The sequence below is a fragment of the Edaphosphingomonas fennica genome, assembly GCF_003034225.1.
Lineage (GTDB): Bacteria > Pseudomonadota > Alphaproteobacteria > Sphingomonadales > Sphingomonadaceae > Sphingomonas_E > Sphingomonas_E fennica.
In genome coordinates, this window is sequence record NZ_PHHF01000019.1 from 19,638 (window position 1) to 33,309 (window position 13,672).

Here is a 13,672-nt window from a genome sequence, read left to right on the forward strand (position 1 = left end):
CGCATTAGCGAGGATGGTGTGAGATGGCAGCGCGACAAATAATGATTGGCGACCTTGCGCGTAAAACATTGACTAAGGTGACAACGGTACGCTTTTACGAGTCGATCGGGCTGCTCAAGCCAGCACCGCGAACCGCTTCGGGACGGCGAACATATGATGCCAGTGACATCGAGCGGTTGCACTTCATTCGCAACGGCCGCCGCCTAGGCTTCTCGGTTGAGGAGATACGCTCGCTGATTGGCCTCTCGGAAAATCCGGATCAGGAATGCAGCCGAGCGTCATCGATTGCGGCTGAGCACTTGCGCCAAGTCGAGGGGCGGCTTCAGCAGCTTACCGCACTCAGAGACGAGCTTGCGAAACTCAGCCAAAGTTGCAGCAAAGCCCGCATCGCCGACTGCCGTATCATGAAAGCGATCGGCGACATCAACCATTAGCAGGCGTCAATAATAGTCGGCGAGCCGCAGTTCACGTTTGTCGCCGGCTGCCATTGTAAGCGTCACGAGCGTTCCGGCAGGGCCATAACGCCATCGCCAGAGTCTCCCATGGGTATAGTCGGCATCAATGGGACGACCATTTACCATGATGATCCGGTCCCCAATCGCCCAGCCCGCCTTTTCCGCAGGACTGTTCGCCGCCACATGAACGATGGCGAGCCCTATCGGGGACGCCGCCACGCCGAGGCCGCTGCGATCTTTGAGCATCGGAATGCGGTGACGAGAAGAGATAGGCCGAAGCCACACGAACCCCGCCGTCACATCCATTACCGCGTCGAATTGCGCGATGAGTGGCAGGCCGATATTGCCGACGGTGCTGGTCGAGAGCCAATCCCTCATGCTCAGTGTCGTGATGTCGCAGACCTCGAGCCCTTCGACTTTGACATCGGAAATCCTGAGAACGTCATTGACCCTTATACCGTCCACGCCGCCCAGCGCCGCAGTCGTTACTTGCTTATCTTTTAGCAACTGCTGATCGCGCAAATAGTCCGCCGAAAGAATCAGCGGAGCCGAGTTGCCGAGATCGAGCATCAACGGCACAAGTGGCAGGCTCGCAACTGACGCCCTGATGAACAGCTCCTGCTTCGCGCCGCGGCCGAGTGCGGCCCTCCTCCAATTGGGACCGGCCAGAAAAGACCCTGATTTGGCGACCGCTAGCCGCCTTTTGCCGAAGTCGAGGGCGATGCAACTTTCTGTGAACATGTCGGCACCGAGCATCATGTCGATCGGCCGTCCGAATGCAGCCGATGTCGCGCTTAGATCGGCGACGATGGCGAACGGTAGGCGACGAGGTTCGCCGGCAAACACAACCTTAATGTCGCGCACTAGCAATGCCTGAGCCCTGGCGCTCAGCCCGCTGATCGTGCGCCGCTCGCCCCTCAGACCAAGTCTCGCCGCAAGTGCCGTGCTGATGATCGAGGCTCCGCTGCCGCTGTCGAGCACTGCCTGCACCGGCAAGCCGCCAACGTGCGCCGAAACTACGAGGGTATCGTCCATCGCCAATTCCAGCGGCTCCCAGTTCAGGGAAGTAGTACCAAAGTTCCAGGTGCGCGCTGGTTGAGAGACGGCGCTGGCGAAGGCAGGTACACCCGCGATTACGCCGCACCCGAAAGTCAGCGTTTGGTTAAGCAATGAGCGTCGAGACATTCCGATCGCTCCGATACGGGTTGTCGTCAATGAGCCGGCTCCGATCTCAAGGCCGCTTAGGCGCGAAGACCTGTTAGATGCTCTAGCTACTAGAGGGTCAAGGCCTGAAAAGCAGTCGGTGGGAAATCAGAATCGCTTAGATAACTCGGCTACGACGAACGAATGGCCTGGCTTTGTTCAAGCTATCCTCGCCCCATTCTGAAATTTGTTTTGGCATTAAGGCTGTGTCTCGTTGGATTTGAGGGACATTCGGGCGCGACCCTGTCGGGCACGGCTCTATCGGCGCGAGCGCCGACCAAGCCACCGTGCCGGCGTCTCGGCCCATGCGGGTGACGATCCTCGCGTGAGGGGGTGTGCCACATGGCACACCCTCATAGCCGCGCCGCAGCGCGACCCTTGGCCCGATAGGCGCTCTCGGCCCTCCCCCGGAGGCCCGCACGCTTGGGGGAACACCAAGGGCTGCTGCCCTTTCGGTCCCGAAGGATAATCGACAGCCCCGTGTGGTCCGCCAAGCGCGGCACCCGACGCCCCGATGGGCGTCGGCCGCGCTAGGGCGGCCTGCCCGCGCCAGGCCATCGATTTTCCTCCTCCCTCCCCATCCCGCTCCTCGCCGGAGAGGCAGAGCCGCATGCCGCAGAGCAAGCGGCTTTCAGCCCCGAAGGAAGGAGAAGAAGGACAATGGCTTACACACGATACAAGCGCGATCCCTACTGGAAGCGGGCCAAGGTAGACGGGACCAGTGCGGACGGAAGCCTCTACCGCAAGGGCGAGCGCGTGTTCTTCTATCCGCGCACCGGGGCGACCTACGCAGGCGATGCCGCCGCGCGCGCATCCGCCGAATTTGACGAACTCGCAGCCCTCGAAGGCTGACCTCCCCCATCATCGACACCACAGATCAGGAGCAACCATCATGGCTATCATCACCGCCAAGCTGTCGCAGCTTCGTCTCTCCCCACTCAACCAGCGCCGCGTCAAGCCATCGGCTATCGAGTCAATGGCCGATGACATTCAGGCGCACGGCCTGTTGCAGAACCTTGTCGCCTATGAGGAAGACGGACTGTTGTGGGTGTTCGCAGGCGGGCGGCGTTATCGCGGCCTCAAGGAACTGGTGAAGCGCAAGAAGGTCAGGAACAGCGATCTTTTTCCCGTCGAGGTGCGCAGCAAGGAAGAGGCTATCGAACTGTCGCTGGCAGAGAATTTCCAGCGGGAGGACATGCACCCTGCCGACAGCATCCGCGCCTTCGCAGCCCTGCGCGATACCGGCATGGACGCCGAGGAAATCGCGGCCCGGTTCGGTCAGGCCGTCAGCTTCGTCTATAAGATGCTGCGCCTTTCCGCGCTCGCCCCGGCACTGATCGACCTGATCGCCAAGGACCAGTTGACCCTTGAAGCGGCCCGCGCGTTGACCCTCACCGACGATCACGACTTCCAAGTGAAGGTGTGCAAGGCAGCGAAGGGTCAGGCCCATACCATCCGCCGGATGCTCACTACCGAAAAGGTCGATACAACCAGCGGTATATTCCTGTTCGTCGGACGCGAAGCCTATGAGGCGAAGGGCGGCACGATCACCGTGGACCTGTTCAGCCAAGGGGTTGAGGGCTTTGCCGACAGCCCCGAACTGGTGCAGGAAATGGCAGAGGAAATGCTGGAGGCCATCGCAGCCGACTATCGCAGCATCGGGTGGCATGAAGTGCGCGCCGAAATCGAGCGGCCCTACGACCTCTATATGAAGGGCAGCATGTACCCCGCAACGCGCGAGCCGACCGGGGCCGAAGCGGAACGCATGGCCGTTCTTGCCGCCGAGATCGAGGCGATTGCCGACGATGAAGGCGAAGACAGCGAGCGGATCGAACCGCTTGTGGACGAGCAAGAAGCGATCATGGAGGGGCAGCGCGCCTTTACTGCCGAACAGGTGTCGGTGGGCGGCGTGGCGCTTTGGATTTCGCGAGACGGTACGCTGGGCAAGAGCGTCTATCGCGCCAAGGCCGAACCCAAGCCCAAGACGAGCCATGATGGGCCGACCCCGCTCTATAGCAATGCCCTGTTCGCCGATCTCTCGCGCATCAAGACGCGGATCGTGCAGGAAGCCGTCGCATCCGACCCGGCGCTGGCGCTCGACATCATGCTGGATAGCCTTGCAGGCCAGTTGCTCCATGGCGCGCACAGCTACCAGATGGCCACCGAGGTGCAGGCCAAGACCATCGGGACGGAGGTTGCTGACGAGTTGATGGCGACCAGCGACGTGCAGGCCGTCGAAGAAGTGATGGCAACCCGCTTCGCTTCCATCCCCGAAGAAGGTCGGTTCGAGGCGATCCGGGCCATGACCGGCGACGACAAGATGACGCTACTGGCGGGCCTTGTTGCCATGACCGTGGACGGCACCGTGTTTTCGGGTGGCTCCCCCGGCCAGCGCCATCACCAGTTCGAGCAGATCGCCCGTGCGAGCGGGGTGGACATCGCAGCGCGGTGGAAGGCTCCCATTGCCCTGTTCGACAAGATGCGCCGTGCCGCGTTGATTGAAGTGCTGCGCGAAGAAGTGGGCGCGCCGAGCGCGGAGAACTGCGCCACCATCAAGAAAAAGACCGACCTTGCCGTGAATGTATCGGAGCGTTTGCCCGCTGGCTGGCTTCCCGCGCCCATGAAGATCGGTGCCTTCGATCAGCGCGCTGGCGGCATGGATCAGGACAGCGACAGGATCGACGAAGAGGATATGGCCGAAAACGAAGACGCTTGATTGCATGGGGGGCTGGTGCAAACGGCCCCCCTTCTCTCCATACCGAGATCCAGTGCGGCGCGGCCCGTCGCCCCGGCGCGCCCGCCATGCTACGGTATGACGGGCGCGCTCGCTGTTCCTGGCGGAACCGCACGGCGCCGCGCGACCAAGGCCGCGCGGCGCCGGGGCAACTCTGGAATCCAGAAGGTGCGGGCTATTTCACAGCAGCCGTTGCCACCAGCCCACGTCGTGCCACTTTCCGAACTTGCGACCCACTTCATGATAGATACCAAGAGGTGTGAAACCCATGCTTTCGTGCAGAGCGATGCTGCCTTGATTCGGCAGGGCAATGCCGGCGAACGCCGCGTGAAAGCCGCGCTCGGCAAGGGCAAGCAGCAGCTTGCCATATAGCGCGCGACCCACACCGCTCCGTCTTGCCCCCTCGGCAATGTAGATCGTCACATCGACGGATGTGCGATAGGCCGCGCGAGTGCGGTGCTGGCTGGCATAGGCATAGCCAGCCACCTGGCCATCCAGCTCTGCCACCAGATACGGATAATCCTGCATGGTGACCTCTATCCGCGCCGCCATCTCGGCCACACTGGGCGGCGTTTCCTCGAAGGAAATGGCGGTATGCTCGACCACGGGCGCATAGATCGCCTGTATGGCGGGCGGGTCGGCCGTCGTTGCGGCGCGGATAAGAGCCAGTCCCTTCATGCGGGCGACCATGACGAAGCGGAACGCATGGCCTCATTCTGGCGAGCGATTTTCCAGTGCGTCAATATCAGTTTCTTCCCACCGCCCAGACAATGCCGACAATCCAGACCGCCGCGGGCGCAACCCTGAAAATGGCCCACGACAAAACCGGCTTCATGAAGCATCGGGCGGCCAAGCCGATGGTGAGCAACGCCACGAAGGGAGCGGGGATCTCGACAGAGAAGATGGCGAGGTCGCCACACTCGTCGAGCGACGTAGGAGGCCTCGGTGATGAAAGGCAGCATCGCCGCGAAGGGGAGGCAGAAAGCCAAGACCAGCACGCGTGCCGTTCCGAAGGCTATGGCGAGCATCTGGATGGCTTCCCGCCATGATGTTCGCCCTCCCCCCATCGCCGTGGAGCACTATCTGCCGGAGATCGCGATAGCGGAGTGATCGGTGGCGGGATCGACAGGCACCCCGAGCTGCTTGCGCTCGGAGTAGCGATCGACGAGCTGAACCGCGTGCGGGCGCATCAGGATAGTGAAGCGCACCAGCTCCTCCATCACATCGACGATGCGGTCGTAATAGCTCGAAGGCTTCATGCGGCCTGCTTCGTCAAACTCCTTATAGGCCATCGCCACGGATGACTGGTTGGGAATGGTGAACATTCGCATCCAGCGGCCGAGCAGGCGAAGCGTGTTCACGGCGTTGAACGACTGTGAGCCGCCAGATACCTGCATGACCGCAAGCGTGCGCCCCTGCGTTGGGCGCATTCCCTTCATTTCCAGCGGCAGATGATCGATCTGCGCCTTCATGATGCCGGTGATCTGACCGTGCCGCTCCGGGCTGCACCACACCTGGCCCTCGGACCACAGCGCCAGTTCGCGCAGTTCGTGAACGGCGGGATGATCGTCACCCGCTATCTGGTCGGGCAGCGGCAGCGTCGATGGATCGAAAATGCGGGTTTCCGCGCCAAACAGGCGCAGAAGCCGCGCGGATTCCTCGACCGCGAGACGGGAGAAAGACCGTTCGCGAAGGCTGCCATAGAGCAGCAGAATGCGCGGGGCAGGATCGAGTGCGCCCAGCCCTACCGCTGGCCGGTGGTGGATAAAGGCCGGATCAAGCGCGGGCAGCGTGTCGGGATCGGGAAGGTCGCGGATAGGCATCAGGCAATTCCAATACGCAGCGCGAGCGCCGCAAGGGTAATGAGGAGGATGGGCACAGTGAGCGTCGCGCCCACGCGGAAGTAATATCCCCATCCGATCTTGATGTTTTTTTGGCCCAGGACATGGAGCCACAACAGGGTGGCGAGCGAGCCGATGGGCGTGATCTTGGGACCAAGATCGCAGCCGATCACATTGGCGTAGATCATCGCTTCCTTCACCGCCCCGGTGGCGTGCGTGGCGTCGATCGACAGCGCGCCCACCAGTACCGTCGGCATGTTGTTCATGACGGATGACAGGACGGCAGCGATTACGCCGGTCCCCAGCGCGGCGCCCCACACCCCGCCTTGCGCGGTGTGATCGAGCAGCGCGGCCAAGTGGTCGGTCAGTCCTGCATTTCGCAGGCCATAGACCACGAGGTACATGCCAAGCGAGAAGATGACGACCTGCCACGGCGCGCCGCGTAGCACCTTGCGGGTTTCGATCACATGGCCCCTCGCCGCGATTGCGAGGAGCAAGATGGCGCCGGCAGCGGCAACCGCGCTGACTGGCACGCCCAGCGGATCGAGCAGGAAGAAGCCGACGAGAAGAAGCGCGAGGACGACCCAACCTGCGCGGAAGGTCGCAGCGTCCCGGATCGCCGCGCGCGGCGCACGCAGCGCGGCGACGTCATAGTTTGCCGGTATGTCGCGGCGGAAGAACAGCATCAGCGCGCCGAGCGTGGCGGCGATCGCTGCCAGGTCCACCGGCACCATGACGCTCGCATATTCGCCGAAGCCGAGCTTGAAGAAGTCGGCTGACACGATGTTGACAAGGTTCGAGACGACAAGCGGCAGACTGGCGGTGTCCGCGATGAACCCCGCCGCCATCACGAACGCCAGCGTTGCCTTGTCGCCATAACCCAGCGCGCGCAGCATCGCGATAACGATAGGGGTCAGGATCAAGGCCGTGCCATCATTGGCGAACAGGGACGATACCGCCGCGCCGAGTAGCACGACCAGGGCGAACAGGACGCGGCCATTGCCTTTGCCCCAGCGCGCGACATGGAGCGCCGCCCATTCGAAGAACCCGGCTTCATCCAGCAGCAGGCTGATGACGATGATCGCGACGAAAGCGCCAGTCGCGTTCCAGATAATGCCCCATACCACGGGCACGTCGGAAAGCGATACAACGCCCGCGAGCAGCGCCACGACCGCCCCGCCCATGGCGCTCCACCCAATGCCGAGGCCCTTGGGTTGCCAGATGACGAGCGCGATCGTCGCGATGAAGATCAGAATTGCTGGGAGCATCAGGCGATACGCTGGCCCGAGGTGTCCACGACCTGTTCGCCATCTTCTTTCGCGAATGCGCCGAGCTGGCCTTTCGGCAGCAGATCAAGCGCCGCCTCGGAAGGACGGCAGAGTTTTACACCGAGCGGTGACACAACAAGGGGGCGGTTGATGAGGATCGGATGCGCCATCATCGCGTCCACCAGCGCGTCGTTCGACAGCGACGTGTCGCTCAGGCCCAGCTCCGCATAGGGGGTGCCCTTCTCGCGCAAGAGATCGCGCGGGACCATCCCGGCGCGGTCGATCAGTTCGACCAGCAAAGCGCGTGTGGGCGGCGTCTTGAGATATTCGATCACATGCGGTTCGACACCCGCATTGCGGATCATGGCGAGCGCGTTGCGCGACGTGCCGCATTCGGGATTGTGATAGATGATGATGTCGGTGGTCACTTGACGGCTCCCGCTTTGGCGCTGGCCCCTTCGGCCTGCCCAATTTCCTTGAGTTTGCTGCGCATCGCCATTTCGTCGAGGCTGGCGATCGGCAGAGCGAGAAACAGCGAAATCCGGTTCTGAAGGAAGCGCAGCGCCTGTAGAAATGCCTCGCGCTGGCCTTCGCCCTCTACGGCTGCCGGGTCTTCGATGCCCCAATGCGCGGTAAGCGGATGCCCGATCCAGACCGGGCAAGTTTCACCGGCGGCGTTGTCGCACACGGTAAAGATGAAATCGAATTTCGGGGCGTCCGGCGCGGAAAATTCGTCCCAACTCTTCGACCGCATGCCCGCAGTGTCGAAGCCGAGGCCCGTCAGCACGGACAGCGCCATGGGATGCACATCGCCCTTGGGCTGGCTCCCGGCGCTGTAGGCCCGGAAACGCCCTTCGCCGAGCTTGTTCATGAGGGCTTCGCCCAGGATCGAGCGGGCGCTGTTCCCGGTACACAGGAACAGCACATTGTAGACTTTATCAGTCACGGTAAATCCTTCAGCAGCAGTTGAGTTCGGCAACCAGCGGTTCGCAAAGCTCGGGGCGGCCCTGGCAACAGTCCTTCGCCAGAAACAGCATGAGATCCTTCAGCGCCTTTATGTTCGCGCGCTGGATTTGTTGGCGCCCGCGTTTCTCAGGCAGGACCAGCCCGGCTTTCACAAGCACAGCGAGATGTGTCGAAAACGTGCTTTGTGTCAGCCCCGAAGCTTCCACGAGCTGACCCGTCGATATGCCGTCAGGTTCGTGCCGAACGAGCAGACGAAAGGCGTCGAGACGAGTGGGGTGCCCCAGGGCCGCCAATATCGCGAGAGAAGAGTCGATTTCCATGCAACGCAAATAACCGATGGGTTTACGCGGTCAACACCTATCGCAAATTTCCGATGGATTCCTGCGCCTCCGATGGTGAGATACGTTTAGAGTTGCTCGCCGCGCGCCCTGTTTTGCAGCATGGTTGACCCATGAAGGATACTGAAACACCGCAATGGGAGGGCCGGAAGCGCCACTTCACTGACCCGTATCGCGGGCGGTTGCCGGAACTGGAGCGTTGCATGATCCGGCACCGCGCTTTGGAAATGATCCTGGTCATCTATCACGCCGAGGAATTGAAGCGCAGCGTCCTTGAAACCGTTGATACGCAAAAGCGCTGGAAACTCTCGCGCAACGATGACGAGACGACCGAACCCGCGCCGGAAGTACCCGAGCGCAAGAAAGTGCAGCGAGCCTTCGACTGGTTGGTCAAGGAAGGCGTGCTGACGGCCGATGAACGCCGCGAAATGGTCAAACTGATCGGACGGCGAAACAGTATCGCTCACCATCTGGATCAGGTGACGGCCGATCTCAATCCGGATTCCTGGGTCCGCGATCATCTCGCCTTCATGCCGGATCGGCAGCAATACGACTATGAGTCGCTGGACCGCCTCAAGGCCATGCGGTTGCTGCTGGAGCAGCGGACGATCGCCAAGCATTATGTCGGCGTGATAAGTATGCGCAGCCTGTTGTTCGAGGCTACCGAGCGCGCGCTGCGCGACGATCTGAAGCGCCTCGACCGCCGTATCCGCAAACTCGTTCGCAAGCGGATCGATGCGATTGCAGCGGTCAATTCCGAACTATCGCTTGAAGGCAGCGAGCTGGTTGGCATGTTCGACCCGCGTTGGCCAGGCAACCGCCACCATAGCGGCTGCCTGACCCCGCGCGGCGTCGAAATCTGTTACCGGCTGTTCGATATGGGCAAGTCGGCCATGGCCGTCGCCCATATCATGGAGTTTTCGCTGGTCGCTGCGCGCGCTCGCGAGAGGCAATGGCGCGAGCTGGGCGGCAACAGCCGGGTGGTCAAGAATCTTCAGGACATCCCATTGGTGAGGAAGCGCCTGCGCTACGAGGATATGTGCTAAGGCGACACGCCCATATCGGCGTGTCGCGGGGAACGCCAAGGGCGCTGCCCTTTCGTCCCCGAACGACAATCGGCCGCCCGTGTAATCCGCCAAGCGCGGCACCCGAAGCCCTGCGGGATTTCGGCCGCGCTATGACGGCTCGCCCGCGCCAGCGGCAGATTCTCGCCCTCCCTCCCCATCCCGTTCCTCGCCGGAACGGCAGGGTTGCCCGGCCCGTGGCCTCGCAGCCCATGCCAGATGGAAAGAAAGAGTGATGCAGACCCCCGAGCAAACCGATGCCATCCGCCGCTTGAACGATGCGGCGCGCGCTATTCCCGGCGTCACGTCCATCGCCAATGTCACGATGGGGTTTCAGGCTCTCCCCGATCCCGACCGTTCCGCCGCATTGGCGTTGATCGCGCGGTTCTCGAAATTCGACGACAACAATGACCCTTATGGTGAGCATGATTTCGGGGCGGTTTTTCGCCTCGCATCGGGTGACTGGACGCAGGACCGGCCCGAGGATGACGAGGCAGTCGCGGTGACGGTATTTTGGAAGATCGACTATTATGAGCCAAATCTGGACTTTGGCAGTAATGCACCGTGGGACGAGCAGCGCACCAAGCGCGTGCTGACGATCATGTTATCGAATGAATACTGAAACTTATCTGTCCAGATCGGCAGCCGGGGGGCTGACATATCTTCCCGGCTGCGCAACCGCTCAACCAAGTGATTTGTTGAGGAATCACGATAGGCAGAGTAGAGTTAACGGGGAAAAGGATGAACGGGATGGCGCAGATCGACCTTGAGGTATTTCGCGAGCGTGTTCGAGGCATGGACTTCGAGCGCGGCACGCCCGAGCAGGTCGCATTCTGGCGAGAAGAGGTTGCCGATGCGCGTGCAAATCTGGTCATCGAGGACATGACGCCGACCGATGACGATGATGCCTTGTTCGCCATAATGCTCGACGAGGGCGTACCGCCCTCGTTGATGGCCTCGATCATTCTCGGCCTCTACACGCCGGGAATGCACTCTGTTGCAGGCTGACATTGGTCGACGACCCCTACACATATCCCGGCACCGACATCCTGCGGAACCGGCTTGGAATTACTGACGATGCCACGCTCAATGAAGCTGAGCGGCGGTTGACGATGGCGCGCGGCGCACAGGCCGCCCGCCAGATTTTCCCCGGTTCGGCCGAAGGCTACCGAACCCTGCACAAGCATCTGTTCCAGGACCTCTATGATTGGGCAGGCCAAGATCGCAGCGTCAACATCGCGAAGGGCGGATCGAGCTTTGCCGCACCCCTCTATATCGCTCGCGAACTCGAAAAGCTGTTCGCAGACATGGCGGCAAAGAATGGCTTTCGCGGCATCGCGCGCGACGAGTTTTTCGACCGGCTTGGCAACCACATCAACGAACTCAACGCCATTCACCCTTTCCGCGAAGGCAATGGGCGCACCATGCGCCACCATGCCGCCCATATCGCGCGCGAGGCAGGCCATCCCATTCGTATCGCCTCGATCGACAAGACACTCTGGATGGATGCGTCGCGGCATGGCTTCCTGACCGGCGATCATCGCGCGATGGCGTCCGTGCTCGCAGCTGCTGCGGTTCAGCGCGACGCTGCGCCGGAAGCGCGGATCGGCGCACATGGGATCGCCCTGCTTCCCCAGCGCGCGCCCCCGATAGGCCAGCGTTACCGCATCACCTTGAACAAGGTGCGCGAGGAACTGGAGCGGTATCTTCCGCCCGCTCGCCAGCAGGCTGGCGAGCGTCTGAGGACGCTGATCGGACAGGATGCGCCGTCAGAGAAGATTGCCGCCGCGCGCACCGAACTGGCCTATGTCCGACACGCCAAGGGGCCGGTCTATCAATCCCATCTCCTGACCTACCTGGGCGTACGACAGGTCGATGCGGTCATTTCCGCCGAGCAAACACCGCTGGAGCGCGTGCGGGAGATCGGGGCGGCCTTGGGCGTACAGATCAACGCCCAGCAGCCGGTACAGCTTCAGCGTGCGGTTCGTGCCCTGGAGCGACCGATCCTGCCTCCCGGCCATGCGCCAGGGCAGGAACGGCTTGCCGCCGTATTCCTGAAGAACTCGCCCGAAAGCAATCTGGCCGATACCCGGTTGGCAGCGGCACAGGGCATCGTTGATGCTGCCATGCAGACTGCCCGTGAGCGCGGAGAAAGCGCACGTATGGTCGTCTCCATCGGGGAATCCACCCGTCAGCTCGTTGCCGATCGCATCAGAAGCGGCAGCGCACTTGAAGCCGATCTTGGCAACGTACCTTCCCCGGTCATGCCCTCGCCCGTCAAGGATCGCGGCCGCTAGGATCGGATGCGGTAGAGAGCTGCATGCCCGCACTTGGAAGGGGCTTTATCGTGTTGTCCGGTATCGGTTGATGGCGTGGCGCCGGCTACTCATACCCGCGCCACGCTACCTTACTTTTTCGCGATTGCGACGACTTCGCCGGCATTGCCGTCAAGCTTTATATCGAAGTTCACTTCGTCACCGACTTTCACACTTTCGATCAACGATGGTTCCGCCTTGAACGCCATGGTCATTGCTGGCCATTTCGCCTCGGCGATCGGGTCATGATCAAGCGTGATCGTGCCAGCGGACTTGTCTACCGCAGTGACCTTGCCCGTGCCCTTGGCCATTTTGGCGGTCGGCGACATCGCCATATCGCCCATCCCGCCTGCCGCAGCATTGCTTTGGTTGGCTGCTGGCGCGGCGGTGTTTGTTGCATCAGCTTGGCCGGACTCATTCTTTGAACCGCAAGCGGCAAGAGAGATCATCAAGGTGAGAGCCGTAAATGCATGCAGTTTCATAGTGTTGTTGCCCCCTAAAGGCCTGACGGGTCCTCGCGGGTTGAGCGGTCGATAAACTCGCGGGGTGATCTGTAGCCGAGAGCGCGGTGCGGATGCACGCGATTATAGTGATCCATCCAGATTGGCAGTTGTTCGAAGACGGCACGTGCGTGAGGTTTTGGGCTGACGCGGACGTAATCGCGCTTGAGGGTTCGGACGAACGCCTCGGCCATGCCGTTGGATTGCGGGCTTTCGACAGGCGTAGTTCTGGGGATCAAGCCGATGTCGCGGGCGAAGCGGCGAGTGTCGTGTGCGGTGTAGCAGCTCCCATTATCGGTGAGCCATTCGATCTGGCGGGGCACATGATTTACCTGACCGAAGCGGTGCTCGACGGTGGCGACCATGAGGTCACGCACGTCCTCGGCTGTGATGCCGCTTGTGGTCGCAACGTAGCTCATGGCTTCGCGGTCGCAGCAGTCGAGCGCGAAGGCGACGCGCACCTTCTCGCCATTGTCGCAGCCGATCTCCAGGCCGTCCGAGCACCATCGGGTGTTGCGGATATCGACGGCGATCCGGCCGTCGTGTCGACGCTCTTCGCCACGGCCGCTGTGCCGCTGGAGCAAGAGGCCATGCAGCTTCATGACGCGATAGACCCGTTTGACGTTGGGCACTGCGCGTCCGGTCGCCTCTGCCTGCCGGCGGAGCAATGCGTGCACACGGCGATAGCCGTATGTCGGCAGGTCAGCGATCAACGCGCGGATATCGGAGACGAGTTCGGCATCGGGCAGCGGCGGCCGCCCCCGTCGACGCGGTGATGGTCGGTTGCGGATCGCCGACAGGTGGGGTCTTGCGATGCCTACGGCCTGGGCGACTGCGCTCACTGGCCATCCCCCGGCAACGAGGTCGAGCGCAATGGCAGTTTTTTTGGGCCTGCGGCCCGGGAGATCGTGTCAACGGCGGAGCAAAAACCGGCCATTGGGCGGCGCAAAACCAGGCCACTGGCGCTGCTGCGAGCGGGGAACGTCGG

Annotated in this window: 16 protein-coding genes and 1 pseudogene; 8 read left to right on the plus strand and 9 right to left on the minus strand. The window is 62.1% G+C overall.

Annotated elements, in window-relative coordinates; genetic code table 11:
- Positions 1–41: 41 nt before the first annotated feature.
- Positions 42–434: a MerR family transcriptional regulator gene (locus tag CV103_RS04985; RefSeq protein ID WP_172598895.1), complete on the plus strand. Its 393-nt coding sequence runs from the start codon at positions 42–44 to the stop codon at positions 432–434.
- Positions 435–440: 6 nt separating this feature from the next.
- Here the strand turns inward: CV103_RS04985 and CV103_RS04990 are convergent, their stop codons facing one another.
- Positions 441–1,490: an aspartyl protease family protein gene (locus tag CV103_RS04990; protein ID WP_232016609.1), complete on the minus strand. Its 1,050-nt coding sequence runs from the start codon at positions 1,488–1,490 to the stop codon at positions 441–443.
- Between the two features lie 828 nt (positions 1,491–2,318).
- On the opposite strand from CV103_RS04990, the gene CV103_RS04995 reads away from it, so the two are divergent.
- Positions 2,319–2,510 (plus strand): hypothetical protein, encoded by a 192-nt coding sequence (locus tag CV103_RS04995; RefSeq protein WP_107394166.1) that lies wholly within the window; start codon positions 2,319–2,321, stop codon positions 2,508–2,510.
- Between the two features lie 40 nt (positions 2,511–2,550).
- Positions 2,551–4,374: a ParB/RepB/Spo0J family partition protein gene (locus CV103_RS05000; RefSeq protein WP_107394167.1), complete on the plus strand. Its 1,824-nt coding sequence runs from the start codon at positions 2,551–2,553 to the stop codon at positions 4,372–4,374.
- Positions 4,375–4,572: 198 nt separating this feature from the next.
- On the opposite strand, the gene CV103_RS05005 is transcribed toward CV103_RS05000, so the two are convergent.
- Positions 4,573–5,070 (minus strand): arsinothricin resistance N-acetyltransferase ArsN1 family B, encoded by a 498-nt coding sequence (locus CV103_RS05005; RefSeq protein WP_245896654.1) that lies wholly within the window; start codon positions 5,068–5,070, stop codon positions 4,573–4,575.
- Between the two features lie 56 nt (positions 5,071–5,126).
- On the opposite strand from CV103_RS05005, the gene CV103_RS05010 reads away from it, so the two are divergent.
- Positions 5,127–5,441, plus strand: coding sequence for a hypothetical protein (locus tag CV103_RS05010; RefSeq protein WP_146163377.1), 315 nt, complete (start codon positions 5,127–5,129; stop codon positions 5,439–5,441).
- A gap of 30 nt (positions 5,442–5,471) precedes the next feature.
- Here the strand turns inward: CV103_RS05010 and arsH are convergent, their stop codons facing one another.
- From arsH to CV103_RS05035, 5 genes are read right to left on the minus strand one after another with little or no spacing between them, the layout of a single operon-like run.
- A complete protein-coding gene (gene arsH, locus CV103_RS05015; protein ID WP_107394170.1) occupies positions 5,472–6,215 on the minus strand; it encodes an arsenical resistance protein ArsH in 744 nt (247 codons plus the stop codon).
- Positions 6,215–7,501, minus strand: a complete 1,287-nt coding sequence (locus tag CV103_RS05020; protein ID WP_107394171.1) for an arsenic transporter — start codon at positions 7,499–7,501, stop codon at positions 6,215–6,217. The genes arsH and CV103_RS05020 overlap by 1 nt, the downstream gene beginning before the upstream one ends.
- A complete protein-coding gene (gene arsC / locus CV103_RS05025; RefSeq protein ID WP_107394172.1) occupies positions 7,501–7,929 on the minus strand; it encodes an arsenate reductase (glutaredoxin) in 429 nt (142 codons plus the stop codon). Before arsC ends, CV103_RS05020 begins: the two co-directional genes overlap by 1 nt.
- Positions 7,926–8,447, minus strand: coding sequence for an arsenate reductase ArsC (locus tag CV103_RS05030; protein WP_107394173.1), 522 nt, complete (start codon positions 8,445–8,447; stop codon positions 7,926–7,928). The genes arsC and CV103_RS05030 overlap by 4 nt, the downstream gene beginning before the upstream one ends.
- A gap of 10 nt (positions 8,448–8,457) precedes the next feature.
- Positions 8,458–8,787, minus strand: a complete 330-nt coding sequence (locus CV103_RS05035) for an ArsR/SmtB family transcription factor (protein WP_107394174.1) — start codon at positions 8,785–8,787, stop codon at positions 8,458–8,460.
- A 131-nt stretch (positions 8,788–8,918) separates the two neighbouring features.
- Here CV103_RS05035 and CV103_RS05040 point away from each other — a divergent pair, with 131 nt between their 5' ends.
- The 4 genes from CV103_RS05040 (at position 8,919) to CV103_RS05055 (ending at position 12,166) form a co-directional block, all read left to right on the plus strand.
- Positions 8,919–9,851 carry a hypothetical protein gene (locus tag CV103_RS05040; RefSeq protein WP_107394175.1) on the plus strand — a complete coding sequence of 311 codons (933 nt, stop codon included), beginning with the start codon at positions 8,919–8,921 and terminating at the stop codon, positions 9,849–9,851.
- A gap of 253 nt (positions 9,852–10,104) precedes the next feature.
- Entirely contained in the window at positions 10,105–10,491 is a 387-nt protein-coding gene (locus CV103_RS05045; RefSeq protein ID WP_107394176.1) for a DUF3768 domain-containing protein, read from the plus strand.
- Between the two features lie 128 nt (positions 10,492–10,619).
- Positions 10,620–10,877 (plus strand): hypothetical protein, encoded by a 258-nt coding sequence (locus CV103_RS05050; RefSeq protein ID WP_107394183.1) that lies wholly within the window; start codon positions 10,620–10,622, stop codon positions 10,875–10,877.
- Positions 10,878–10,879: 2 nt separating this feature from the next.
- A complete protein-coding gene (locus CV103_RS05055; protein WP_107394177.1) occupies positions 10,880–12,166 on the plus strand; it encodes a Fic/DOC family protein in 1,287 nt (428 codons plus the stop codon).
- Positions 12,167–12,276: 110 nt separating this feature from the next.
- Here the strand turns inward: CV103_RS05055 and CV103_RS05060 are convergent, their stop codons facing one another.
- Both CV103_RS05060 and CV103_RS05065 read right to left on the minus strand, forming a co-directional pair.
- Positions 12,277–12,666, minus strand: coding sequence for a copper-binding protein (locus tag CV103_RS05060; protein ID WP_107394178.1), 390 nt, complete (start codon positions 12,664–12,666; stop codon positions 12,277–12,279).
- Between the two features lie 14 nt (positions 12,667–12,680).
- Positions 12,681–13,574: pseudogene (locus tag CV103_RS05065) on the minus strand (IS3 family transposase); the annotation flags it as partial.
- Positions 13,575–13,672 lie beyond the last annotated feature (98 nt).